This window comes from Streptomyces sp. NPDC001568, assembly GCF_042893755.1.
GTDB lineage: Bacteria > Actinomycetota > Actinomycetes > Streptomycetales > Streptomycetaceae > Streptomyces.
Genome location: NZ_JBIAVF010000005.1, coordinates 307,830 through 334,062 on the forward strand (window position 1 = coordinate 307,830; position 26,233 = coordinate 334,062).

A 26,233-nucleotide genomic window follows, 5' to 3' on the forward strand; every position below is an offset into this window, starting at 1 on the left:
CGGATCGGTCCTTCGGGTCAGTTGTCGTGCGCGGGCAGGCCGGCGAGGCCGGTGTCGTTCATGATCCGGTCGATGGTGTCGGGGAGGGCGCTGTCCGCTCCGATGACGGTTTCGAGGCGGCCGGGGAGGAGGTCGCGCTCGCGGTACCAGGTGCGCAGCTCTCGCTCGGTGACCCGGGTCCGATAGGCGAGGTCGGCCTTCGTGGCGTGTCGGGTCAGCGTGTCCTCGATCGGGATGTCGAGGTAGTAGCAGTGCGAGACGCCACGGTGGTCGCGGATCAGGGCGGCCAACATGTCGCCGTACCGGTCGGCGTACAGGATGCCCTCGACCACCACGTGGTAGCCCGCGTCCAGCGCGTAGCGGGCGACCGTGTCGATCAGTCCGATGTTGGCGGCGCCGGGCAGGTCGCTCTCCCGCAGCACGATCCGCCGCAGGTTGTCCTGGCCGACGAGGGCCACGCCGCGGCCGAACCGTTCGCGGATCCCGGCAGCCACCGAGGATTTGCCCGACGCCGAGTTCCCACGAACGACCACGAGCCGGGTCCCCCCATGCCCCACCCCCATCCGGGCCACGCTACCGGCCACCGAGCGTCGGGCGTTGAGCGGCGCCCGCGGGGGAGGGGGCCGTCAGGAGCCGGGTGCGTACGGGCAGGTCGGCGTCGTGGGGGACCGGGTCGCCGGGTTGCTGGAAGTGGGTGGCGCCCGGGTGGCCGGCGCGGTAGGCGTCGAGCCCGGCGCGGCAGTACGCCACCATCGGCGCGGGCAGCGCGTCGAGGGGGTACCAGCCCATCGCGTCGCAGAGGGCGGGCTCCATGATGCCCGGTTCGCCGGTGAAGCACCGGACCTCGAAGAAGAAGCCGATCCGGGCGCGGCCGTGGGGGCTCCGGTGGTGGACCGTGGCGGCGAGGGCCACGTCCGGCCGGTCGATGGCGACGCCGGTTTCCTCGGCGGCCTCGCGGATCACGCCCTCGACCACGTCCTCGTGCGGCCCGTCCAGATGCCCCGACGGCAGGTGCCACAACCCGGTGGCGTACACCGGGCCGGCCCGCCGGGACAGCAGGACTTCCGGACCGGTCGCCCCGTCGCGGGCCAGGATCAGGTGTACGTCGACGGTCAACGCGTAGCGCTCGCGGCCGCTCACCGCCCGGCCCCGGGGCCCGCTTGGTGCAGGGAGGCCGGGGGGTCGCCGGGGACCGCCCGGCTGAACGCTGTCTGCATGGGTCCTCCTGGGGAACGCGAAACCGAGCGGTACTCGAACAACCCCTCACCACGGAGCACGGTAACGGGCCCCCGAGCATGAGGATTTCGAACGGAATTGCGGGAGCGCGGTGCCGGTCGGTCCCTTCGGGAGAGACGGATCCCGAACTCGCACGTTCGAGTGGACGGGTCGCGCGAAGCACTCGATCGGGGACTTGCAGGGCTCGGTGCCTGCTCCGGACCCCGTCCGACGGGGACTCGGGCACGTCGATCCGAGAGGGGGGCGGTTTGCGCCATGTTCGTCATTCTCCGCACGCCGTCGAGCGTGCTCAGTAGCGTGACTTTCGAAATCGGTCCGATCTTCGCGCACGCGGGTGTCGGGCCCCGGTGGTGAACCGCACGTGAGGGAGCTGGACCGATGGCGAACGTGGAAGTGTCCTTGAAGGAGACGATGACCTCGATCGAAGGGGCTCTGGGGGCAGCCCTGGTGGACTACACCAGCGGCATGGCGCTCGGAACTCTCGGCGGCGGCAAGGACCTTGACCTGGTGGTCGCCGCCGCCGGCAACACCGATGTGATCCGGGCGAAGGTCCGCACCCTGGAGATGCTCGGTCTCCGCGACGAGATCGAGGACCTGCTGATCACGCTCGGCAGCCAGTACCACCTGATCCGGCTGCTCAGGGGGCGGGGTACGGACGGTCTCTTCCTGTACGTCGTGCTCGACAAGGGCAATTCCAACCTGGCCATGGCCCGGCACCAGTTGAAGCGCATCGAGTCCGCGCTGGAGCTGTAGCCCGGTCTTCTCGGGCCCACGCATGCCCACGAGTTGCAGGATTCTTCAACTCGACACATCTGAAACCGGTCAACCTCAGACATGCGTGGGCCCACGGAACGGGAAGATGGGTTCCGACAGCTGTCCGACCCCGAACCCCCGGAACGGCAAGAACCGTTCCACGCACACGGCGGGAGCATGCGTGGGAATGCAGGTACCCCTGTATCAGGCGAAGGCCGAGTTCTTCCGAATGCTGGGCCACCCCGTCCGCATCCGTGTGCTGGAACTGCTCCAGAACGGACCCGTCCCCGTACGGGAGCTCCTCGCGGAGATCGACATCGAACCGTCCAACCTCTCGCAGCAGTTGGCCGTGCTGCGGCGGTCCGGCATCGTCGTCTCCATACGGGACGGCGCCACGGTCAGTTACGCGCTGGCGGGCGGGGACGTCGCCGATCTGTTGCGCGCGGCCCGCCGCATCCTGACCGAACTCCTGGCCGGTCGGAACGAACTGCTGGAGGAACTCCGTCAGGTGGAGCCGACCGCCGCCCCGGCGGGGCCGGTGCGCACCCCGGGCGTCCACGCGCAGTGATCCGCTGCCGCCCTCCCCCCGGCCCCGCGGCGTTCCCGCCCGGAACCTCGGTTACGGGAGGGCGTCGGTCACACCGTCGACGATCATCATCCACATGGGCTGACCGCCGGTACCGAAAGCCGAGGCCAGCACGTAGCCGATCGAGGCGTCGACCGGCCTGACCTCGGCGCCCTCCTGCCACTCCGCGATGACCATCTCGTCACCGTCGCAGGAGAAGTCGCCGATGTGCGTGCCGTCGCGGGTCAGCCTGCTACTGGGCACGGAGTCCGGGACCAGCCGGTAGACGGCCCCGTCGTACGTCACGTCCACCCGGTACGAGCGCCTGCTCAGCCCGCCCTTCGCCGGCCTCAGCTCGGCCTTCCGGCCGTCGACGCTCAGGGTGAGGAGGGCCGGGTCGCGCGTGCCGATCGCGATCTGGGGGTCGACCTCCGGTGCGGGAGAACGCTCCGCCAGGGAACGCTCCAGGACCGCGCCGGGGATCCCGTCGCCTGCGACTTCGATCCGCTCCTGACCGTCCTGGCGGACGGTGACGGCGCCGAAGCGCGTGTCGCCGATGGGTGCTCGGTCCATGTCGTTCACAGTCATGAGTCGTCTCGGTCGTCTCGGTCGTTTCGGTTGTTGCGGCAGGAGCGGGCGGACCTGCCGGCCGGACTGCGGCATGCGCGGGCGCACGGCCCTCCGCGGCCACGTGGCAACGGACATGACGCCCGAACGGCTCACCGTACTTGTCGCATGATGTGACACGTTGCCCGGACCCCGCGAACCCGCCTCACCGCCGGGGCCGGTCGATCCGGCACCCGGTCGCCTGGCGGCGGTGCCGGGGCCGCGTTTCACTGGGAAGTGCCGCACAAGCGTGCCCGCGGAGGGCCCACCGTGGGCAGGGGGCCCTCCGGCCACGGGCGCACGTCGGGAGGTCCCGTGAACACGCACACACCACCCCGGTTCGATCCCACCCGGGTGCCCCACCTGCAGGGTTCGTTCGCGCCGGTGACCGAGGAGGTCGAGTTCGCCGACCTGGAGGTCACCGGGGAACTGCCGGCCGCGCTGGACGGCCTCTACCTGCGCAACGGGCCCAATCCGCGGTTCACGCCGATCGGCTCCTACCTCTATCCCATCGACGGGGACGGCATGCTGCACGGTGTGTGGCTCTCCGCAGGCCGCGCCCGCTACCGGAACCGTTTCGTGCGCACCCCGGCGCTGCTCGCCGAGGAGCGGGCCGGCCGCGCCCTGTGGGGCGGACTCGAATCCATGATCATGCCGGACGCCGATCAGGTCGGCCCGGAACTCGCGGGAACGTTCCGGGACCTCCCCGACATCAACGTCGTCCGGCACGGCGGACGCCTGCTGGCGCTCGCCGAGTCGGCCTGCCCCTACCGGGTGGGAACGGACCTGGAGACCCTGGGCAAGGAGGACTTCGTCGGGGCCCTGCCCGCCGGCATCACGGCCCACCCCAAGGTCGACCCGGTCACGGGCGAGATGGTCGTCTTCTGCTACGGCCTGGAACCGCCGTACCTGACCTGGTCCGTCATCGAACGTGACGGCACGGTCGCTCGCGGTCCGACCCCGATCGACGGCGTGGACGAACCCATGATGATCCACGACATGGCCCTCACCGCCCGCTACGTCGTCCTCGTCCTCGCCCCCGCGTTCTTCGATCCGGGCGCCGCCATGTCCGGCGGCTCCCTCCTGGCCTGGCGGCCCGAGCGGGGCACCCGCGTGGCACTGATCCCGCGCGACGGAACGCCGCCGCGCTGGGCCTCCGACGAGGCCTTCTGGCTCTGGCACACCGTGAACGCCTACGACGACGGCCCCGACCCGGACGCCGCGGTGATCCTCGACTACGTGCAGTGGAGCCGGCTGACCGTCGGCGGGGCCCCCGAGGGCGGGGCGGACCCGGTGAGCGGCGGCCTCGTACGGGCGCGCATCGATCCGGTGGCGGGCAGCATGGCGCGCACCATGCTGGACGACACCCGGGTGGAGTTCCCCCGGATCGACGACCGCAGGATCGGACGCCGCCACCGGCACGTCGCGCTGGCCACCGGTACCGGTCGGACCGACCTGCTGACCGGCGAGTACGACGCCGTGCGCTGGTACGACACCGGGACCGGCACCTCTCGGGTCTGGTCGGCCGGGAACCTGTCGGTCGGCGAGCCGGTGTTCGCCCCCGAGCCCGGCCATGACGGCGACGGAAGCGGATACTGGCTGACCTTCGCCACCGACCGCACTGACGGGTCGAGCTGGTTCCTGGTCATCCCCGCCGAGGACCCCACCGGCGGCCCGGTGGCCCGCGCCCGCATTCCCGTACGCGTCCCGCTCGGCCTGCACGGCTGCTGGCTCCCGACGACGTGACCACGCCCCGCGCCCGACGGCCTCCGCGCGGGCATGCCGACGCGGCAGGGGCGGGCGCTCCCGTCAATGCCCCTGACAGGACCTAGAGGTCGCGAAGCCAGCGCCGTACTTCGCGCGGGTTGCGCAACCGGACGGCGACGAGGCCGGGATGGGCGGCGAGTCGTTCACCGATGGCTTCGCGCCTCACCGCGTGGTGGGTCCAGGCCCAGCGCATCGGATGTTCGGGATCGCACAGGAACTCCCGGAGCGTCTCGCGGTTGCCGTTCCACAACTGCCGTCGGGTGACCACCCGCAGGACCGATCGGCGTACGACCCGCCACATCACCGTGCGTCGGGGCAGGTCGAGCCAGACCAGGGTGTCCGCGCGGCCCCACAACAGGCCGCCGAGCGTGGAGAAGTACTGCTCCTCGCACACCCAGCGGGGCTCCGCGGTGAACCGGGCCACGTCGTCCTCGAACTCGGGACGCTTCACCCACTTCGGACCGTGGTACAGGGCGTCCAACTCGGTGCGCGGCAACCCGAGGCGGGCGGCCAGCGCCGTCGCCATCGTGGTCTTGCCCGATCCGGAGATCCCGGCGATGATCACACGTTCCATACCCATGCGCCGCACACTATCCGGGCCCCCGCCCCACCCGAGTGCGAGGCAGTTCCGTATGAGCGGGCCGGGGGGCGATCCGAAGAGGCCCGGACCGGACGGGCCGCAGCCGTTGCACCGTACGCGCAGGCCCGGGTCCCCGACCTCACCGGGCAGCACACCTAGAGCTCGTGGTCCCGGGCCAGTTCCGCCCAACGGACGCCGCGCAGCGCAAGGTCGGCGGCTTCGCCCGTCGGGACGTCCGGCACGGGCTGGAACCAGGCCACGACCAGAACGGACTGGTGCAGCACCGGGTTGAGCTCAGGATCGACCGGCGTCGAACGGAAGAGACCGACGCATGCCACGGAGGGCAGCACCTCAACAGGGCCGAAGGCGCCGCCGCTTTGATCCGGATACTCGCGTGCGGGTGGAACGAGATGGACCGGCCCCGAGAACTCGCGCTCGGCCCGCTGCTGGAGGCCGCGCACCTTCATGTCGTTGATGACCTTGCACGGGTAGCCCTCGAGCAACCCCGCATAGGTCGAGGACATCCGCAGCTCGGTGAGCTCGACGGAACGACCGGACGTGAGGATCATGTGGCTCAGCGACATGTCGACACCCTATGCGCAGGATCCGCCGCCGACGCGCGGGCCCGGACGTCTCGCGCGGATTCAGTCGGTCGGCATGGGCGTGGGGCCGTTCCGGGTACGGGGAAAATCGGTTTCGGGCCCGCCTGGCCCGTGCGACGATCCCGGCAGGAACCGGGAGAACGGGCAGGCGGGGGCACATGGGCAGGATGCACGCCGACGAGGCGGACACCGACGCGGAGCTGGTCCGGCGGCTGGTGCGCGCCCAGTTCCCGCGGTGGGCGGACCTCCCCGTCTCCCGTCTCGCCTCCGGAGGCACCGTCAACGCCATCTACCGGCTCGGCGACGACCTGACCGTCCGGCTGCCGCTGCGCCCCGGCGGCGCGGAGGCGATCGCCATGGAGGCACGACTGCTGCCCCGGCTGGCGCCGTTGCTGCCGCTGCCGATCCCGGAGGTGGTGGTGACCGGCGTCCCGGGGGAGGGGTATCCGCTGCCCTGGGCGGTGTACCGGTGGATCGACGGTCACAACCCGGTCGAGGGCGATCTGGCGGAACCCGGCCGCGTGGCCCGTGACCTCGCGGAGTTCACCGTCGCCTTCCGCGAGGTCGGCCTCCCCGACGGTCCGCCCGCACACCGGGGCGCGCCGCTGATCACCGAGGACCGGGAGACGCGGGCCGCGATCGAGGCCCTGCGCCACACCGACGAACCCTTCGACGCCGACGAGATCACCGAGGCCTGGGAGGACGCACTCGCCGCACCGGCCTGGACGGGCCCGGCCTGCTGGACACACTCCGACCTCATGCCGAGCAACCTGCTCCTCGCGGGCGACCGGGTCTCGGCAGTCATCGACTTCGGCACCGTGGGCATGGGCGAACCCGCGACCGACCTCATCCCGGCCTGGAACCTGCTGCCCGCCCCGGCGCGGCGCGCCTACCGCGAGGCGGTGGACGTGGACGACGCGACGTGGGCCCGTAGCCGGGGCTGGGCGCTGTCCATGGCGGTCATCCAGCTGCCGTACTACCGGACGACCAATCCGATCATCTCGGCCAACGCCCGGCACGTCATCCGTGAGGTCCTCGGGAGCTGAGCACGGCTCCCGACCGTCCGTTTTGTCTCTCGACAGCCGCAAAAGATCAGCTTAGCCTTGCCTAAGTCCTACACGCGGCTTCCCTTCGATGTGCCCCCGATCTCCCCAATTCGAGCGCCAGTCGCACGTCGTGCGGCGTCGCGGGAGGCCCATCGCGTGACCGTCGGAAGTGAGGGCCGCTGTTCCTGGTTCACCCGGTGGATCGAAGGGATGACGTACAGCGACATGAGCACGACCGCAGTGGAGCGCCTGGCACGCAAGACGACAACTGACGTTCGCAGCCGAAGAGTCACAGGTCTGTTCGCTCTCGTACTGGTCCTCCTGGTCGCCGCGGTCGTGTCGTTGGCGGTCGGGGCGCGGGCGTTGAGTCCCGCCGAGGTGTGGCAGGGGCTGTGGGGGCCGCCGGGCTCGGATCCCCGGCTCACCGAGATCGGGCTCATCGTGCAGACGGTACGGGTGCCCCGGACCGTGCTCGCCGTGGTGGCGGGCATCGCCCTCGGGGTCGGCGGGGCGCTGATCCAGGGGTACACGCGCAACCCGATCGCCGACACGGGGCTGTTGGGGGTGAACTCCGGAGCCTCGTTCGCCGTGGTGACGGTGATCGCCGTGTTCGGGTTCGTCGACCCGTTCCAGTACGTGTGGTTCGCCTTCCTGGGGGCGGCCGTCTCCGGCGTCGTCGTGTTCGCACTGGCGAGCGTGGGGCGCGGCGCGGGCAACCCGCTGACGCTGGCCCTCGCCGGTCAGGGCGTCACCGTGTTCCTCGCGGCGATGACGACGGCGGTCGCGCTGTCGGACAAGGCGTCGCTGAACGCGCTGCGCTTCTGGAACGCGGGCTCCGTCGTCGGGGTGGGTTTCGAGGTGATCCGGCCCGTGACCGTCTTCGTCGGGGCCGGGCTGCTGCTGGCGCTGACCACGCTGCCGGCCCTCAACCTGCTCAATCTGGGTGAGGACGTGGCACGGGGGTTGGGGGTGAACGTCACGCTGATCCGCACCGTCGGCATCCTCGCCATCACCCTGCTGGCCGGAGCGGCGACCGCTGCCTGCGGGCCCATCGCCTTCCTCGGCCTCATGGTCGCCCACGTCGCCCGGTACCTGACCGGCCCCGACCACCGCTGGCTGGTCCCGTACGCCGGGCTGCTCGGCGCCGTCATCCTGCTGCTCTGCGACATCGTGGGACGCCTGCTGGTGCGGCCCGGCGAACTGGACGCGGGTGTCGTCGTGGCCCTCCTGGGCGCCCCGTTCTTCGCGTTCCTGGTGTGGCGCGGAAAGTTCAGGAGCGCGTGAACGGGACCGGGGAGAAGGGGGCGGGCATGGGGACGGTGGGCGTGAACTCGTCCGGTGTGGAGTCGTCGGACCTGAAGAAGTCGGACGTGGCGTCGTCGAGCGCGAAGTCGTCGGTGGCTCCGGGCGTGCGGCTCGGGCGGGTGTCGTTCGTGTGGCGGCCGTGGGTCGTGGCCGTCACCCTGCTGCTGGCCGCGGCGACCTTCCTCGTGTTCTGCCTGTCCATCGGTGTCGGGGACTTCCCCATCGGCCTGCCCCGGGTGATCGCCACGATCCTCGGCCGTGGCGAGCAGGTCGACGAGTTCGTGATCATGGACTTGCGGATGCCGCGCGCCCTGGCCGGATGCGTCGTCGGCGTCGCGCTCGGCGTGTCGGGGGCGCTCACCCAGTCCATCGCGCGCAACCCGCTGGCCAGTCCGGACATCCTCGGCATCACCGGGGGAGCCGGCGCGGTCGCCGTGTTCCTGGTGACCGTGTCGGGCGGGACCGCCACCGTCGTCGTCAACTCCGTGGGTCTGTCCGGGGCCGCCCTCGCGGGTGGCCTGGGTACGGGACTGCTCGTGTACTTCCTCGCGTGGCGGCGCGGGGTCGACGGGTTCAGGCTCATCCTCATCGGCATCTCCGTGAGCGCCGTGATGGAGGCGATCACGACCTGGCTGCTGGTCGGCGCCGACATCCGGGACGTGGCCCGCGCGCAGGCATGGTTGATCGGCTCGCTGGACAACCGGTCCTGGGACGACATCACGATGGCGCTCTGGTCCACGATCGCCCTGACGGCCGTCGTGGCGTGCGTCGCCTTCCAGTTCAAGCCGATGCACCTGGGCGACGAGGTCGCCGCCGGGCTGGGCGTCCGGTACACGAGGGTCCGGGCCGTCCTGCTCCTGTGCGCGGTCCTGTTGGCCGGCGTGGCGGTCAGCGCGGCTGGTCCGGTCCCGTTCGTCGCGCTGGTGGCCCCGCAGGTGGCCATGCGGTTGGCGAGGTGCCCCACACCGCCGCTGGTGGCGTCCGGTCTGTTCGGAGCCCTACTGCTGATCGGCGCCGACCTGATCGCGCGCACCGCCCTGCCGATCACCCTGCCGGTCGGCGTGGTGACCGCCGCGATCGGCGGCCCCTTCCTCGTCCACCTGCTGGTGCGGGCCAACGTCCGCTGACCGGCGCACACGTCCAAGTACGTCCAGTTCAGGGGGGACTCGTGTCCGTTCAGCAGATCACCGGGACCGACTCCGGAGGCGGCGCCGCTGCCCGGCTGGCAGCCAGGGGGGTCACGGTCGGGTACGGCGCCCGTACCGTCATCGACGGTCTCGACGTGGCGATTCCGCCACGGGTGGTCACCACGATCATCGGCTCCAACGGGTGCGGGAAGTCGACCCTGTTGCGCACCCTGTCACGGCTGCTCAAACCGACCAGCGGGACGGTCGTGCTGGACGGGGAGGACATCGCCACGCTCCGGACCAGGGACGTGGCGAGGAAGTTGGGCCTGTTGCCGCAGGCGCCGGTGGCGCCCGAGGGACTCACGGTGGCCGACCTGGTCGCCAGGGGCCGCCATCCGCACCAGAGTTGGCTGCGGCAGTGGTCGTCCGACGACGCGGACGTCGTGGAGCAGGCATTGGCGATGACCGGCGTGTCCGACCTGGCCGAGCGTCCCGTCGACGCGCTGTCGGGTGGACAGCGTCAGCGCGTCTGGATCTCGATGACGCTGGCCCAGGGCACCGACCTGCTGCTGCTCGACGAGCCGACCACCTACCTGGACCTCGCGCACGCGATCGACGTGCTCGACCTCGTGGACGACCTCCACGAGTCCGGCCGCACCGTGGTCATGGTGCTGCACGACCTCAACCTGGCCATCCGCTACAGCGACAACCTCATCGTGATGAGGGCGGGTTCGATCCTGGCGCAAGGGCATCCGGGCGACGTCATCGACGCCGATTTGCTGTACGAGGCGTTCGGTCTGCGCGCCAAGGTGATCGACGATCCGGTCGGGGACCGGCCGCTCATCGTGCCGATCGGTCGTGCCCACGTTCGGCCCGACGCGTCGGACAAAGATACGGCTCAAGTAAGGCTAGGCTAGCCTCACTTGCGCACGCTAGGGTTTGGCTGCCCTCGAGCGGGACGGTCCGCCACGCGGACCACGGACCGTGACGGAAAGCGCGACAGCAAGGGACTGCGGATGCTTCTCCAGCAAACGACGCGTACGAATTCCCGGCGAAGGGTGGCGGCGATCCTGTCCGCGGCCACTCTCGGGATCGGCCTCCTCGCCGGGTGCGGTTCGGATTCCAAGGACGAGGGGGACAAGAAGAGCGACGGCGCCCCGGCCGCCGCCGGCGGTACCTTCCCGGTCACCGTGGAGCACGCGTTCGGGTCCACGAAGGTCACCAAGGCGCCCCGACGGGTCGTGTCCGTCGGCTACACCGACGACCAGGCCGTCCTGGCCCTCGGCATCAAGCCGGTCGGCATGGTCGACCAGTACCCGAACCCGCCGGGCACCGCGCCCGACATCAACACCCAGTGGCCCTGGGTGAAGGAGAAGTGGGGCGACACTCGTCCCGAGGTCGTCATGAACAACGGCGACACCGGCCCGAACTACGAGAAGATCGCCGCCCTGCGGCCCGACCTGATCATCGCGGTCTACTCCGAGATCGACCGGGCCGGCTACGACAAGCTCTCCAAGATCGCCCCGACGGTGGGTCGCACCAAGGCCGAGAAGGAGCCGTTCAGCGCGCCCTGGCAGGACAACGCCCTCCACATCTCCAAGGCCCTGGGCAAGGCCGACGAGGGCGGCGCGTTGGTGAAGGACATCCAGGACAAGCTGGACGCGGCCCGCGCGGCCCACCCCGAGTTCGCGTCCCGGACCGCCGTGGCACTGTCCTGGTACAAGGACTCGGCGGCCCCGTTCACCACCACCGACGTACGCGGGCGACTCGTCACGGGGATCGGCTTCAAGGGGCAGACCGAGATCGACAAGATCGCGGACGGTAAGTTCTTCACCGTGCTCTCACCGGAACGTATGGACCTGATCAACGTGGACCGGCTCTTCGTCATCAACGACAAGGCGGACACGGAAGCGCTGAAGAAGTTCGAACTGTTCGCCAACCTGCCCGCGGTCAAGAACGGCAAGGTGTCCTACTTGCCGGACAGCGAGGGGCCGGCCGTCGGCGCGGCCATGTCCCAGGGCACGCTCCTGTCCCTGCCCTACGCCATCGACGAACTCGTCAAGTCGGTCGGTCAGGTGTGAGCACCACCGACACGCGCGCGGCCGCTCCGTCGACCCTGCACACGACGACCGGACGCGAAGCCGCCCGCTGGGTGGGAGCGCACTGCCGCGAAGTGCCCTGGCTGACCTCGGCGACCGTGCTCACCACGGTCGCCGGTGCGGCGCTCCAGGTGCTGCCCCTGCTGCTGCTCGGCAGGGTCGTCGACGCGGTGGTCGCGGGCGGGCCACGGTCGATCCTGGTCACGACCGGGGTCGCGATGGTGGCCGCCGCGGTGCTCGGTGCGGCGGCCACCGCCGTCTCGACGTACCTCGTAGGACGCCTCGGCGCCGATCTGCTCGCCCGGCTGCGCGAAGGCGCCGTCCGGGCGGTGCTGGGGATGCCGAGCGCACGGATCGAGCAGGTCGGCCGGGGCGACGTGCTGTCCCGGGTCGGTGACGACGTGGCGGTGCTGTCCAAGGGCATCCGCACGGCCGTGCCCACGGTGTTCTCGGCGGGCGTGCTGGTCGTGATCGCCACGGTCGGCATGTTCGGCCTGGACTGGCGGCTCGGGCTGGCCGGCGCCGGCGCGCTGCCCGCGTACGCGCTGGCCCTGCGCTGGTACCTCCCGGTGTCCGCCCCGCTCTACCGGCGGCAGCGCGCCGCCCAGGCCGACCGCGCGCAGGCGCTCATCAGCGGCCTGAACGGCATCGACACGGTCCGGGCGTACGGACTGGAGGGGGCCGTCCGCGACAAGGTCACCAGCGAGTCGTGGCGGGTGCGCAACCTCGGGGTCGAGGTGTTCCGGCTCTTCGGACGCTTCGTCGGCAGGGAGAACCGGGCCGAGTTCATCGGACTGGTCCTGATCATCGTGGTGGGGTACGCCCTGCTGGAAGCCGACGCCGCCACCCTGGGCGAGGTATCGGCCGCCCCGCTGCTGTTCCACCGCCTGTTCACGCCCCTGGGCTCCATCATGTTCACCTTCGACGAGGCGCAGAAGTCGGGCGCGAGCCTGACCCGGTTGGTCGGCGTACTGGGCGAGGACGCGGACGATCGCCTCGTCGGCGCCCTGGCCGCCGGCTCCGACGCGGACGTGCGGTTGCCGGTGACGGTCCGGGGCGTGACGTTCAGCTACCCCGACACCGAGGAACCGGTCCTGCGGGACGTCGACCTGACGATCCCGGCCGGTGGTTCGCTCGCCCTCGTCGGGGCGACCGGCGCGGGCAAGTCGACGTTGGCCGCCCTGATCGCGGGCATCGGGACCCCGCAGGCCGGATCCGTGCGCATCGGATCGACGGACCTCGCCGAAGTGGACGAGGCCGGGGCACGGGCCCTGGTGAGCATCCTCACGCAGGAGACCCACGTGTTCTCCGGATCGCTGGCCGACGACCTGCGGCTGGCCGCTCCGGAAGCCGGCGACGACGAGCTGGCTGCGGCCCTGACCACGGTCGGCGCCGATCCGTGGGTCCGGGCCCTGCCCGCCGGAGCGGACACCCCGGTCGGTGAGGGCGGCGAACGCCTCGACGTCACCAAGGTCGCGCAGATCGCGCTGGCCCGGCTCGTCCTGGGCCGGGCCCCGGTGGTGGTGCTCGACGAGTCGACCGCCGAGGCGGGCAGCGAGGGTGCGGCGGAACTGGAACGCGGTGTACTGGCCGCCTGCGCGGGCCGGACCACCCTGTTCGTGGCCCACCGACTGACCCAGGCGATGGCGGCGGACCGCATCGCCGTGCTCGACGCGGGACGCGTCGTGGAACAGGGCACCCACGAGGAACTGGTGGCCCTGGAAGGCCGCTACGCGCGGCTGTGGCAGGCGTGGCGGGAAGGCAGCTGAGCGACCCCTGCTCCGTACGGGGCAGGAGGTGAACCGGAAAGGACGTTGAGTCTCCGATGACGGAACCGACAGCTCGTCACGTACTGCTCTCCGCGACGCGCCTGGCCGATGTGCGCCGGAGAACCGGTGACCACTGCGACCGGACCATCGCCGAGGCGTGCGCCATCGGGCTGTCGTACTGGGCCACGGGCCGCGACCCCGAAGGCCTGGAGCTCACCCCGGGGACCCTGTTCGTCGACGTCCTGGCATGGGTGGACAACGGCGGTGCCGCACCGGCCGGATGGGAGGTCGGCGCGGACAGCCGGAGCATCGCCGTTCCGGAAGGCGTCGTACACGCCGACGCGCAACTCGCCCTGGACGACCTCACCGCCTTCCCGGACCGGCCCGTGTCCACCATCGGGCCCTCCGGTGTGGCGGGGCGGATCGAGACCCTGGCCGGGTGGAACGACACCCGGGCCGACCGGATCCGCCCGACCATCGTCGAGATGTTCCTGGAACAGGCCCGGACCAGGCCGGACGCGGTCGCGATCACCGACGGGCATCGCTTGCTGACATATCGTCAAGCAGATTTATTATCGGGCCAGTTGGCTCGCCATTTACTTGATCGGGGCATAGGCGCCGAACAGGTCGTCGGCATTTCGCTCGACCGTTCCGCCGACATGGTGATCGCCCTTCTCGGCGTGCTCCGGGCGGGCGCCGCGTTCGTACCCCTCGACCCGCACTGGCCGGCCGCGCGCCGGGCCGTCGTCATCGCCGACGCCCGCGTCGCCCTCCAGCTCAACGCCTCCGGTGAGCACGCCCCCGATGAACCGGAAGCCGTGCCGGTCGATCTCGGCGACTGGCGGTTCGATTCCCCCGCGGACCAGGGCGCCGGACCCGCCGTCCCCGGCGACTCCCTCGCCTACGTGATCTTCACATCCGGTTCGACCGGCCGGCCCAAGGGCGCGATGATTCGCCACGAAGCGATCAGCGAACGCCTGCTGTGGCAGGTCGACGAGATCCTCCGCTTCGGACCCGACGACGCCTCGCTGTTCAAGGCACCGCTCTCGTTCGACATCTCCATCAACGAGATCTTCCTGCCCCTGGTCTCCGGCGGCAGGCTGGTGGTGCTGCGCCCCGGCGGCGAACGCGACCCGCACCACCTGCTCGCCGTGATCGCCGAACAGCGGGTCACCTTCACGTACTTGGTCTCGTCCATGCTCGACGTCCTGCTGGAGATCGCGGGCGACTCCGGCCGGCTGGACAGCCTGCGGCACGTGTGGTGCGGCGGCGAGGTACTGACCCCGGAGCTGTACGAGCGGTTCCGCACCCGGCTCGACATACCGATGTACCACGGCTACGGGCCGGCCGAGACGACGATCGGCGTCTCGCACGTCATCTACCGGGGCGCGGCGGAGCGGCTCTCGACATCGATCGGCAAGGCCAACCCCAACACCCAGCTCTACGTCCTCGACGACGAACTCCGCCCCGTCCCCGTCGGCGTGGGCGGCGAACTCTACGTGGGCGGCTTCCTCCTGGGCCGCGGATACGTCAACGCGCCCGCCCTGACCGCGGCCCGGTTCGTCGCGAACCCCTTCGCCCGCGACGGTTCCCGGCTGTACCGCACCGGTGACCTCGCGCGCTACGCCCCGGACGGGTCGCTCGACTTCCTGGGCCGGTCCGACAACCAGATCAAGATCCGCGGCATGCGCCTGGAGCTCGAGGACGTCGAGGTGGGCCTCGCCGAACACCCCGGGGTCCGGCACACCTGCGTCGTCGCGAAGAAGAACACGGCGGGTGGAACCTACCTCGTCGGCTACGTGATCCCGGCCGCGGGGAGCGAGGAACTGAGGGCGGACGAGGTCAAGGCGTGGGCCGCCGGGCACCTGGTGGAGCACATGGTGCCCGCCCACATCGTCGTCACGGACGCGTTCCCGCTCACGGCGAACGGCAAGATCGACCGGACCGCACTGCCGGAGCCGGCGCCCACGACCGGCGCGACGACCCAGCCCGCCACGGACGACGAGCGCCTCGTGTGCGCGGCGGTCGCGACCGTCCTGCGCCTCGACGAGGTCGGCGTCGACCAGGACTTCTTCCAGCTCGGCGGGGACAGCATCCTGGCGATCTCCCTGCTGAGCGCGTTGCGGGACGAGGGCCTGCACGTCACCGCACGCCAGATCTTCACGAACAGTGTCGTGGGGGCGCTGGCGGCGGTCGCGAACCGTGGCGCCGCCACCACCGTGGACCACGGCGACGTGGCCACCGGCGCCGTCGCCGGATCGCCCATCGTGCGGTGGCTCGGCGCGACCACGGACGCGATCGACGGCTTCGTGCAGTCGGTGGTGCTCAACACCCCGGCGGACCTGACGGCCGACGCCCTCGACGCGGTCCTGACCGCCCTGCTCCAACGCCACGACATGCTGCGCGCCAGGCTGGTGCGCGCCGACCGCTGGAGCTTCGAGATCCCGGAGGCCGGCCGGTCAGCCGCCCGGATCTGGCAGGAGAGCGACCTGCCGCTCGACGCGTGCGTCGCGCTCGCCACCGAGGAACTGGACCCGGACGGGGGCGTCATGCTGCGGGCCGTCTGGCGCCGCGACGACCGCCAACTCGTCCTCGTCGCCCATCACGTCGTGATCGACGGCGTGTCCTGGCGGATCCTGATGGAGGACCTCGCCACCGCGTGGCGCCGGTTCACCGCGGGCACGCCGATCGAACTGCCCCCCGTGGGAACGTCGTTCCGGCGCTGGACCCAGCTGCTGGAGCGCGCCGCCTTCGACCCGGACCGCGCCGGCTACCGGCGTCCCCTGCCGGGACCGGACGCCCCGCTGGGCCGGCGTGCGCTGGCGGCGACCGACACCGTCGCCCGCGAACGGACGACGACCGTGCGGGTCGACGCCGACATCACGGCCGCCCTGCTGGGCGAGCTGCCCGCGAAGTTCCACGCGGGCGTCAACGACGTACTGCTGACCGCCCTCGCCGTCACCCTCGCGCGGTGGCGCCGCGACCTCGGGCAGCGGCAGACCTTCGCCCACATCGAGCTGGAGGGCCACGGCCGTGAAGGCCGGTACGTGGCCGACACCGCCGGATTCGAGCCCGAACTGTCCCGCACCGTGGGCTGGTTCACCACCCTCTTCCCGGTGACCGTGGACCCCGGCCCGGCCGTCGACCACACCGACCCCGATCGGATGGCCGCCGCCCTCAAGGCGGTCAAGGAAGACCTCGCGCGGATCCCCCGAAACGGCCTCTCCTACGGAGTCCTGCGGCACCTGACCGGCGCCGAGTTCGACACCCCCGCACCCCAGGTCCTGTTCAACTACCTCGGCCGCTTCGAGGCAGGCAGTGCGAACGACTGGGAACTCGCGCACACCACAGACCAGTTGGGCGAGCGGCGCGATCCCCGGATGCGGCTACCGCGCGCCCTGGAGTTCAACGCCATCGCGGAACCCGCCGGGGCCGGCGCCCACGAACTGGCCACCACCCTCTCCTGGCCCGACGGGCTGCTCACCGACGAGGACGTCTCCGTCATCGGCGCCCACTTCCGGGACGCCCTCACCGGACTGGCCGCCCTGGCCGCCCTCCACCCGGGCGGCCATTCGCCCAGCGACTTCGCCCCGGTGGAGCTCACCCAGGCCGACGTCGACGAACTGGACGGCCCGACGCTGCGGGACGTCCTCCCGCTGACCCCGCTGCAAGAGGGCCTCTACTTCCACTCGGTCTTCGACGACGACGCCGACGGCCGTTACGTCGAGCAGCAACTCCTCACCCTGGAAGGGGAGGTGGACGAGCACCGGCTCGCGGCGGCGGCCGACCGACTGCTCACCCTCCACCCCAACCTCGCCGCGCGGTTCGTCGCACTCGCCGACGGCCGGGTGGTATCCGTCCTGGAGAACGGCGTGCGGGCCCCGTTCACCACCCTGGACCGGCCCGGCATCACCGACGAGGAGATCCGCGACCACGCCGAACGGGACCGCCGCGCCGGCTTCGACCTGGCCGCCGGCCCCCTCATGCGCTACACCCTCATCCGCGCCGGCTCGGGCCGGCAGGTCCTGGTGCAGACCGTCCACCACATCATCGCCGACGGCTGGTCCGTGCCGCCGATGCTCCGCGCGCTGCTGACCGAGTACCACGCCCCGGGTACCGGCTACCCGCGCGGCGGCTTCTCCGACTACGTGCGATGGCTGGCCGCCCGCGACGAGCACGAGGGCGACCGGGTCTGGCACGCACAACTCGCCGGCCTGCCCGGCCCGTCCCTGGTCGCCGAAGGGCGAGCGCCCTCCGACCGGTTCGCCGACGCGACCGTGGAACCGGACGACGACATCGACGAGGCCGCCCGCTCGGCCGGAGTGCCGCTCAGCGTCGCCGTGCACAGCGCGTGGGCACTCACCCTGGGCGGTGTCCTGCGCACGCGGGACGTCGTGTTCGGCTCCACCGTCTCCGGGCGCGACGCCGACGTGCCCGGCATCGAGGACATGGTGGGCCTGTTCATCAACACGATCCCCGTGCGCGCCCGATGGACCGGGGCCACCACGGCACGCGAACTGCTCGCCTCGGTACGGGAACACCAGAGCGCGGTGCAGCCGCACCAACACGTCTCCCTGGCGCGGATCAGCCGCCGCAGCGGCGCCGGACCCCTCTTCGATACCCTGGTGGTGTTCGACGTGGCGACCGACCTCGAAGCCCTGCGCCGTCCCGAGGACACCCTCGCCATCACCGCGATCACCAACGAGGGCGCCCCGCACTATCCCCTCACGCTCGTGGTGGAACGCACCCGCGACGGCCGCCCGCGCTTCAACCTCATCCACGACGCCGCCCTCGTCCGCGAGTCCACCGCCCACACCCTCCTCGCCGGCTTCACCCACACCCTCACCGAGCTGCTGGCCCGACCGGACGCCACGGTCGCCGCCCCGGCCCCCGAGGGGACCCGGCGTCCCGCACGGATCACCCCGACCACGCTGGGCGCGCTCTTCGACGCCGCCGCCCGTCGCGACCCGGACGCCACCGCCGTCACCCACTGCGCGCTCGACGGGGCCGGCCGCTCCCTGACCTACGGGCAACTGGCCGCCGCCCGCGACGCGTTGGTGTCCGAGCTGCTCTCGGTCGGAGTGCGGCCGGGCGAGCGCGTCGCCGTCGCCGTACCGCGTTCCGTGGAGCAGGTCACCGCCCTGATCGCCGTCGTCACCGCGGGCGGCGCGTACGTACCGCTGGAACCCGCCTACCCCGACGAACGACTCGAGTACATCCTCGCCGACGCCGCCCCGCAGGTCGTCCTCGTGGACCGGGAACAGCGGGAGCGGTTCACGGAACTGCTGGACCGGGCGGGTGTACCGGCCCGGGTGTTCGTGCAGGGGGACCGGTCCGCGCCGACCGCCGCCGCGCCCGGTCCCGTGCCCGGTGCGGGTTGGCACGATCCGGCGTACGTGATCTACACGTCCGGCTCCACCGGCCGACCCAAGGGCGTCGTCGTCCCGCATTCCGCCGTGGTCACCCTGCTCGCGAACACCTGGTCCGACATGGACTTCGGCCCGGACGACGTATGGGTCCAGTTCCACTCGTACTCCTTCGACTTCGCGGTCTGGGAGCTGTGGGGCGCGCTGGCCCACGGCAGCGAACTCCTGGTGCCGGACCACGGACTGACCCGCTCCCCGGTCGACTTCCACCGTCTGGTGCGCGAACGCGGGGTGACGGTGTTGAACCAGACGCCGTCGGCGTTCCACCAGTTCATCGAAGCCGACCGGCACGCCGGCGCACCGGACACCGCCCTGCGCCGGATCATCTTCGGAGGGGAGGCGCTGGACCTGGCGCGGCTGCGCGGCTGGGTCGAGCGACACGGCACCGCCACTCCCGAGCTGGTCAACATGTACGGCATCACGGAGACCACCGTCCACGTCACCCACCGGGTCCTGACCGACGAGGACTTCGACCGCGACGACGACGTCAGCCCGATCGGCGCCCCCGTCCCCGGCCTCGTCACCCACCTCCTCGACGACCGGCTCCGCCCGGTGCCACCGGGCCGGGAGGGTGCCGTGTACGTGGCCGGTGACCAGGTGTCGCTCGGCTACCTGCGCCGGTCGGCGCTCACCGCGAGCCGGTTCGTGGCCGATCCGTTCGCCGGGGACGGCTCCCGCATGTACCACACGGGCGACCTGGCCCGCCGTACGCTCGACGGTGAACTGGAGTTCGTCGGCCGCGCCGACGACCAGGTACAGCTCAAGGGTTTCCGCATCGAGCTCGGCGAGGTGGAGTCCGCGATCAGGGGACTCGACGGCGTCGTCGACGCGGCCGTCACCGTGGCGGAAAGCGGCGACCACCTGGTGGCGCACGTCGTGGGCCGGCTCCCCGACGACCTCACCGCCCTGCTGTCCGCGAAGCTGCCCGCGCACATGGTGCCCGGCCGTACCCTGCCCGTGGACGCCCTCCCACTGACGGTCAACGGCAAACTGGACCGCAAGGCCCTCACCGAGCGGGCCGCCCGGCAGGAGCCGCCGGTACCCCCGAGCGGTCCCGCACCCACCGCGCTCGCCGCGCTCGTCGACATCTTCACCGAGACGCTGCCCGGCACCGCCGTGGACGCGGACTGCGACTTCTTCCGGGCGGGCGGCGACAGCATCCTCGCCATCACCGTCGTCAACCGGGCCAGGGCGCAGGGCCTCGCGATCGCCCCGCGGGACGTGTTCCTGCTCAGGACCCCGCGCGCCCTCGCCGCCCACCTGGCGACGAACGCACCCGAGGCGGCGCCGGCCCTGCCCGCGCTGCACGAGGACGGCCCGCTGACCCCGACGCCGATCATCCTGCGCCGGCGGGACCTCGGCGGCTCCCTCATCCGGTTCGCCCAGGCCAGGACGCTGACGGTGGCCGAGGGCATCGGATTCCCCGCGGTGTGCCGCGCCGCCGAAGCCGTCGTGGCCGCGCACCCCGCGCTCCGGATGCGACTGCGCGTCGAACACGGGGTCTGGGCCCTGGGCACCGAACCCACCCGCGAGGTCACCGTCACCCGCCCCGACACCAGCGGTCCGGCGGGCACCGCCGACGCGACGACCGTCGCCGACGAGGCCGCCGGACACCTCGACCCCGAGGCCGGCGAGGTCATCGCGTTCGCCTGGCTGGAGGCGAGCCGGACCCTGGTGGTCACCGTCCACCACCTGGCCGTCGACGCGGTGTCCTGGCTGATCCTGTTGGACGACCTGACCACCGCCCTGCACGGCACGCCCCTGCCGGCGCCGACCACCTCGTACGCCGCGTACGCGGCGGCGCTCGCCCAAGGATCCGCCCACGACATCGATGACCTCGGGCACTGGATCACCACGCTCCAGGCACCCCCGCTGCCGGCCGCCCTCGGCGGCGGCGCGCTCCGCGAGACCACGACCGTCCTACCGGCCGCGGTGAGCGACCTGGTCACCCGCACCGCGCCCGCCGCGCTCGGCATCGGCCTCACCGAACTGCTCTGCGGCGCCCTGCGCACCGCCCTGACACACGTCCAGCCCACACCCACCGACCTCACGATCGAACTGGAGCGACACGGCCGGGTACCCGCCCGGCCCGACCACGACTACAGCCGCACGGTCGGCTGGTTCACCTCCATCGCGCCCGTACGGCTCACGGCGCACACCGACCCCGTCGCGGCCGCCCGCGAGCTCGCCGCCCGACAGCCCGACGAGCGGGCGCACGCCGCCTACGGCCGGCTGAGGTACCTCGACCCGCAGACGGCCCCGCTGCTCACGGCCCGCCCGCAGGTGCTGTTCAACTACCTCGGCAGGGGCGCCGAGTCCCGTGCCCCGCGCATCGGCGGGGGCGACCGGGGCAGTCCGTACGCCGTCGAGGTCAACGCGTGGACCGACGCGGACACCGGAAGCCTGCACGCGGTCTTCACCCTCGCCGACGGCGTACCCGACGCGATCACCGGTCACTGGTCCGCCGCGCTGGCGGCCCTCGCCGACGCCGCGACGAGGGCCGAGCGCCTCGCGCCGGTCACCCCGCTCCAACGGGGACTGTTCTTCCAGGCCCAGATGGCGGGCCCGGCCGGACACTACGTCGCGCAGAGCCACTTCACCTTCGACCGCCGCCTGGACACCGACGCGCTGGCCGAGGCGATGGCCTGGGTGATCGCACGGCACCCGGTCGTCGGCGCCGGGTTCACCACCGATGACGACGGCAACCCGGTCCAGGTCCTCGGCGCGGGCCGGCGGGTCGACGTCCGCACGGTCACCCTGTCGACGGACGCGGAGGTCGACACCCTGCTCGCCCGGGACCGCGACACCGGATTCGACCTCGACCGGCCGCCACTGATCCGGCTGACCGTCATCCGCCGCCCCGACGGCCGGGACGGGCTCCTGCTCAGCTACCACCTGCTGCTGTGGGACGGCTGGTCCCGCGAGATCGTGCTGCGGGACCTGTTCGACGCCTACCAGCAGGCGATCGCCGGCCGGTTGACGGCGCCGACCCCGGCGGCGCCGGGCTTCGAGGACCACGCCCGCGCCCTCGCCGCCAAGGACCCCGCCCCGTCGGAACGCTTCTGGGCGGAGCACCTGAGCGGCCTGCCCGGACCGACACTGCTCGCCGGACCGGCGCCGAGCCTCCCGGACGGCCTGCCGGGCACCATCGTCCACACGCTCTCCGCCGAGCGTTCGGGGCTGCTGCGGGCAGCGGCCCGGGCCCACGGCGTCACCCTGAACTCGCTGCTGACCGGCGCCTTCGGTCTCCTGCTGGGCGCCCGCACGGGCCGCGCCGACGCCGTGTTCGGCGTGACCGTTTCCGGCCGGGAGGGCGAGGGACTGTCCGACATCGTCGGTGTGCTCCTCAACACCGTGCCCATGTGGACCCGGGCCCGCCCCGCGGACACGGTCCGGACGTACCTGGCGCGGGTTCAGGAGGCCAGGGTCGCCGCGATGGAGCACGAGCACCTCGGGCTCGGCGAGATCCAGCGCGCCGGCGGACACGACGCCCTGTTCGACAACCTGTTCGTCCTGCAGAACTTCCTGGACATGGACGCGTTCGCCGCGATGAACGCCCGCCACGGCATCACCGCGGTCCGCGCCGACGACTCCACCCACTACCCCTTCACCTGGGTCGTCACCCCCGGGGAGCGGCTCACGGTCAAACTGGAACACCGTGACGCCGACGCCCCCGGCGCCCGCCGCCTCCTCGACGAGTACCTGCGCCTACTGGACGACCTGTCCGGATGGACCGGACCGCTGGGCGCCCTGCGGGGCCCGGCCCCCGACCCCCGGCCCGCCGCGCGCACGGACGTGGGCACGGACACCGTGGTCGACCGCTTCGACCGGGCGGCGGACCGCGATCCGGCGCGGGTCGCCCTCGTCGCCGACGGCCGGACCATGACCTTCGGCCTGCTCCGGGACCGCAGCCGCGCGGTCGCGGGCGTGCTCGCCCGGCGCGGCATCGGCCCCGAGAACACCGTGGCCCTCGCGCTCCCGCGCTCCCTCGACTCGATCGTGGCGCTGTTCGCCGTGCTGCGCACGGGCGCCGCGTACGTCCCGTTGGAACTGGACCACCCGGACGAGCGGATCGCGGCCATCGTCGCGGACGCCCGCCCGGACGCCGTCCTCACCGTGAGCTCCGTGACCCCCCGCCTCACCCGCGCCGTCACCGACACCCCGACCGGCGCCCTGATCGAGCTCGACCGGCCCCTCCCCGAGGCCGAGCCGCTCGTGACGTTCGCTCCGGACGACCCCCACCGGCTCCGCCACCCCGCCTACACGATCTACACCTCCGGCTCGACCGGCCGGCCCAAGGGCGTGGTGACCGAGTACGCCGGGCTCACCAACATGCTGATCAACCACCGGCGTCGGATCTTCGAACCGGTCCTGGCGGAACACGGCCACCGCGTCCTGCGGATCGCGCACACCGTGTCCTTCGCCTTCGACATGTCGTGGGAGGAACTGCTGTGGCTCGCCGACGGCCACGAGGTGCACGTCTGTGACGAGGAACTGCGCCGCGACGCCCCCCGCCTCGTCGAGTACTGCCTGCGGCACGGGATCGACGTCATCAACGTGACCCCGACCTACGCCCAGCAACTGGTCGCCGAGGGCCTCCTCGACGACCGGGCGCACCGGCCGGCCCTGGTCCTCCTGGGCGGCGAGGCCGTCACCCCCACGCTGTGGCGGCGGCTCGCCACCACCGAGGGCACGGTCGGCTACAACCTGTACGGGCCCACCGAGTACACCATCAACACCCTCGGCGTCGGCACGTTCGAGTGCCAGGACCCGGTCGTGGGCGTGGCGATCGACAACACCGACGTCCACGTCCTGGACCCCTGGCTGCGCCCCCTGCCCGACGGGGTGCCCGGCGAGCTGTACGTGGCGGGCGTCGGCATCGCCCGCGGGTACCTCGGACAGCCCGCGCAGACCGCGCACCGCTTCGTCGCCTGCCGTTTCGGCCCGCCCGGCGAGCGCATGTACCGCACCGGCGACCTGGTCGTCCGACGTCCCGACGGCAACCTGATGTACCTGGGCCGGACCGATCAGCAGGTCAAGATCAGGGGACACCGCGTCGAACTGGGCGAGGTCGAGGCCGCGTTCGCCGCGCACCCCGCCGTACGGTTCGTCGCGGCCGTCGCCCAAGCCGACCCCCAGGTCGACGGCACCCACCGACTGGCCGCCTACCTCGTGCTCGGCAACGGCGACGGCGGGGGCGACGGCGGGGGCGACGGGCAGGGCGACCTCGGCGACGACCCCGGCGCCGCCGCACTCGCCGCCGTCGCCGCCGAGGTCGGCGCCGGGTTGCCGGACTTCCTGCGCCCCACCCACTACGCCCGGGTGGGGAGCATTCCGCTCACGGTCAACGGCAAGGCCGACACCAAGGCCCTGCCGGAGGCCAAACCGCTCGGCGCGCTGACCACGGCGGGGGAGCGCGGCCCCGGGACCGTCACGGAGACCACCGTCTGCGAGTTCTTCGCCGAGGCACTCGACCTGGACGACGAGGAGGTGAGCGCGGTGAGCGATTTCGTGTCCCTGGGAGGACACTCCATGCTGGCGGTGCGACTGATCGGACTGCTGCGCCGTGAGTACGGCCCAGTGGTCACCGTTCGAGACCTGTTCACCCTGCGAACCCCGGAAGCGATTGCGCGCCACCTCGATGACAACTCATGACATCCCGAGGCCCCGTACGGGGTCCGACATCCTCCGGACGGCGCTGCGCCGCAACCTCGGAGCCATGCTCTGGGGAACCGTCCTCATGGGCCTCTACCAGGCCGGTGAGACCGCGTTCCCCATCGCGCTCGGCCTGATCGTCGAGCACACCATGCAGGACCGATCCCCGGGCGCCCTCGCCCTGTCGATCGGCGCGCTGGCCGTGATCATCACGACCGTGTCGCTGTCGTGGCGGTTCGGCATGCGCGTCCTGCAGAAGGCCAACACGACCGAGGCGCACCGCTGGCGCGTCGGGGTCGCGGACTGCGGACTCCAACCGGTGCCCCGGGACACCGGCCTGAAGTCCGGCGAGGTGTTGACCATCGCCACCGAGGACGCCGACCAGACCGCCGACATCATCGAGGTGGTGCCGCTCCTGATCAGTTCGCTGGTCGCCGTGCTGATCGCGGCGATCGCCCTGGGACTGGCCGACGGCCGGCTCGGTCTGCTGGTGATCGTGGGTACCGTCGCGATCCTGCTGGTCCTCAGCGTGATGTCGAAGCGGATCGGATCCAGCACCCGGGAACAACAGGCCCGGGTGGCGAGGGCCGGTGCGAAGGTCGCCGACCTGATCACCGGCCTGCGCCCGCTGCACGGATTCGGCGGCAACCACGCGGCGTTCGCGTCCTATCGCAAGGTCAGTACGGAGGCGAGGCACCAAGCGGTCACCGTGGCCATGGCGAACGGCGCCTACGCGGGCACCGCCATGGCCCTGAACGCCCTCCTCGCCGCCACCGTGACGCTGACGGCCGGCTGGCTGGCGTTCGACCGGCAGATCACCATCGGTGAACTCGTGATGGCCGTGGGGCTGGCCCAGTTCATCATGGAGCCGCTCAAGATGTTCTCGGACATGCCCAAGTACGTGATGATGGCGCGGGCTTCGGCGCAGCGGATGGCGCTCGTGCTGGCCGCCCCGCCGGTCACCACCCCGGGACCGCACCGCCCGACAGCGGGCGGGTCCCTGGACATCGACTGCGTCCGGTACGGGGTGCTGCACGAGCTCAAGTTCCGGGTGTCGGCGGGGGAGTTCGTGGCGATCACGGCCTACCAACCGCGTGCCGCGGCCGACCTCGCCGCGATCCTGTCCGTGCGGGTCCCGCCCGACGCCTACGACGGGGTGGTACGGCTCGGCGAGCGGGAGATCGGCGACCTGTCGATCGAGGCGGTGCGGGCGCACATGCTGGTGAACCCGTACGAGGCGGAGATCTTCGCGGGCACCCTCCGGACGAACATCGACCCGACGGGCACCAGCCGTACGGTCCCCGAGGCAGTCGAGGCGTCCATGCTGACCGATGTCGTCGCCCTCCACCGCGAGGGGCTCGACCACGGCGTCCGCGACCGCGGCGCCAACCTCTCCGGTGGCCAGCGCCAACGGCTGTCCCTGGCCCGCGCCCTCGCCGCCGACACCGACGTCCTCGTCCTGCACGACCCGACGACGGCCGTCGACGCGGTCACCGAGCAGCTCATCGCCCGCAACCTCGCCGCGCTGCGCCGCGGCCGGACCACCGTCGTGATCACCAGCAGCCCGGCCCTCCTGGACGCCGCCGACCGGGTCCTGGTGCTCGACGACGGCGTCATCACGGCCGAGGACACCCACCGGAACCTGCTCGCCGGCGACGAGGACTACTGCGCGGCGGTCGCCCGCTGACCGGCCGGAG

The 26,233-nt window shown here is 71.9% G+C and carries 16 protein-coding genes; 11 read left to right on the forward strand and 5 right to left on the reverse strand.

The genetic code is table 11. The features are described from left to right. Window positions 1–17 precede the first annotated feature (17 nt). Together ACFY0I_RS11780 and ACFY0I_RS11785 are read right to left on the reverse strand one after the other, a co-directional pair. Window positions 18–563, reverse strand: a complete 546-nt coding sequence (locus ACFY0I_RS11780; RefSeq protein ID WP_388893335.1) for an AAA family ATPase — start codon at window positions 561–563, stop codon at window positions 18–20. Between the two features lie 10 nt (window positions 564–573). Next, the gene (locus ACFY0I_RS11785; protein WP_388893337.1) at window positions 574–1,140 is read right to left on the reverse strand and encodes an NUDIX domain-containing protein; all 567 of its coding nucleotides are present in this window, start codon (window positions 1,138–1,140) and stop codon (window positions 574–576) included. Window positions 1,141–1,614: 474 nt separating this feature from the next. Between ACFY0I_RS11785 and ACFY0I_RS11790 the strand changes: the two genes are divergently transcribed. Both ACFY0I_RS11790 and ACFY0I_RS11795 read left to right on the forward strand, forming a co-directional pair. After that, a complete protein-coding gene (locus tag ACFY0I_RS11790; RefSeq protein ID WP_388893339.1) occupies window positions 1,615–1,989 on the forward strand; it encodes a hypothetical protein in 375 nt (124 codons plus the stop codon). A gap of 187 nt (window positions 1,990–2,176) precedes the next feature. Next, window positions 2,177–2,557 carry an ArsR/SmtB family transcription factor gene (locus tag ACFY0I_RS11795; RefSeq protein ID WP_388893341.1) on the forward strand — a complete coding sequence of 127 codons (381 nt, stop codon included), beginning with the start codon at window positions 2,177–2,179 and terminating at the stop codon, window positions 2,555–2,557. Window positions 2,558–2,608: 51 nt separating this feature from the next. Here ACFY0I_RS11795 and ACFY0I_RS11800 read toward each other — a convergent pair whose 3' ends face one another. After that, complete coding sequence (locus ACFY0I_RS11800; protein WP_388893343.1) at window positions 2,609–3,127, reverse strand: hypothetical protein; 519 nt, start codon at window positions 3,125–3,127, stop codon at window positions 2,609–2,611. A 348-nt stretch (window positions 3,128–3,475) separates the two neighbouring features. On the opposite strand from ACFY0I_RS11800, the gene ACFY0I_RS11805 reads away from it, so the two are divergent. Further along, entirely contained in the window at window positions 3,476–4,906 is a 1,431-nt protein-coding gene (locus ACFY0I_RS11805) for a carotenoid oxygenase family protein (protein WP_388893345.1), read from the forward strand. 82 nt (window positions 4,907–4,988) lie between these two features. Here the strand turns inward: ACFY0I_RS11805 and ACFY0I_RS11810 are convergent, their stop codons facing one another. Beyond that, window positions 4,989–5,507 (reverse strand): adenylate kinase, encoded by a 519-nt coding sequence (locus ACFY0I_RS11810; RefSeq protein WP_388893347.1) that lies wholly within the window; start codon window positions 5,505–5,507, stop codon window positions 4,989–4,991. 155 nt (window positions 5,508–5,662) lie between these two features. Next, the gene (locus ACFY0I_RS11815) at window positions 5,663–6,091 is read right to left on the reverse strand and encodes a hypothetical protein (RefSeq protein WP_388893349.1); all 429 of its coding nucleotides are present in this window, start codon (window positions 6,089–6,091) and stop codon (window positions 5,663–5,665) included. 185 nt (window positions 6,092–6,276) lie between these two features. Here ACFY0I_RS11815 and ACFY0I_RS11820 point away from each other — a divergent pair, with 185 nt between their 5' ends. The 8 genes from ACFY0I_RS11820 (at window position 6,277) to ACFY0I_RS11855 (ending at window position 26,223) form a co-directional block, all read left to right on the forward strand. After that, window positions 6,277–7,155 carry an aminoglycoside phosphotransferase family protein gene (locus ACFY0I_RS11820; protein WP_388893584.1) on the forward strand — a complete coding sequence of 293 codons (879 nt, stop codon included), beginning with the start codon at window positions 6,277–6,279 and terminating at the stop codon, window positions 7,153–7,155. Between the two features lie 225 nt (window positions 7,156–7,380). Continuing rightward, window positions 7,381–8,439, forward strand: a complete 1,059-nt coding sequence (locus ACFY0I_RS11825) for a FecCD family ABC transporter permease (protein WP_388893351.1) — start codon at window positions 7,381–7,383, stop codon at window positions 8,437–8,439. Continuing rightward, entirely contained in the window at window positions 8,436–9,587 is a 1,152-nt protein-coding gene (locus tag ACFY0I_RS11830) for a FecCD family ABC transporter permease (RefSeq protein ID WP_388893353.1), read from the forward strand. The genes ACFY0I_RS11825 and ACFY0I_RS11830 overlap by 4 nt, the downstream gene beginning before the upstream one ends. Before the next feature lie 41 nt (window positions 9,588–9,628). Further along, on the forward strand, window positions 9,629–10,504 hold the full coding sequence (locus ACFY0I_RS11835) for an ABC transporter ATP-binding protein (protein ID WP_388893355.1): 876 nt from the start codon (window positions 9,629–9,631) through the stop codon (window positions 10,502–10,504). A 99-nt stretch (window positions 10,505–10,603) separates the two neighbouring features. After that, window positions 10,604–11,668: an iron-siderophore ABC transporter substrate-binding protein gene (locus ACFY0I_RS11840; protein WP_388893357.1), complete on the forward strand. Its 1,065-nt coding sequence runs from the start codon at window positions 10,604–10,606 to the stop codon at window positions 11,666–11,668. Continuing rightward, on the forward strand, window positions 11,665–13,455 hold the full coding sequence (locus ACFY0I_RS11845) for an ABC transporter ATP-binding protein (RefSeq protein ID WP_388893359.1): 1,791 nt from the start codon (window positions 11,665–11,667) through the stop codon (window positions 13,453–13,455). The genes ACFY0I_RS11840 and ACFY0I_RS11845 overlap by 4 nt, the downstream gene beginning before the upstream one ends. Window positions 13,456–13,511: 56 nt before the next feature. Continuing rightward, window positions 13,512–24,536 (forward strand): amino acid adenylation domain-containing protein, encoded by an 11,025-nt coding sequence (locus ACFY0I_RS11850; RefSeq protein WP_388893361.1) that lies wholly within the window; start codon window positions 13,512–13,514, stop codon window positions 24,534–24,536. Beyond that, window positions 24,523–26,223 (forward strand): ABC transporter ATP-binding protein, encoded by a 1,701-nt coding sequence (locus ACFY0I_RS11855; protein WP_388893363.1) that lies wholly within the window; start codon window positions 24,523–24,525, stop codon window positions 26,221–26,223. The genes ACFY0I_RS11850 and ACFY0I_RS11855 overlap by 14 nt, the downstream gene beginning before the upstream one ends. Window positions 26,224–26,233: the final 10 nt, after the last annotated feature.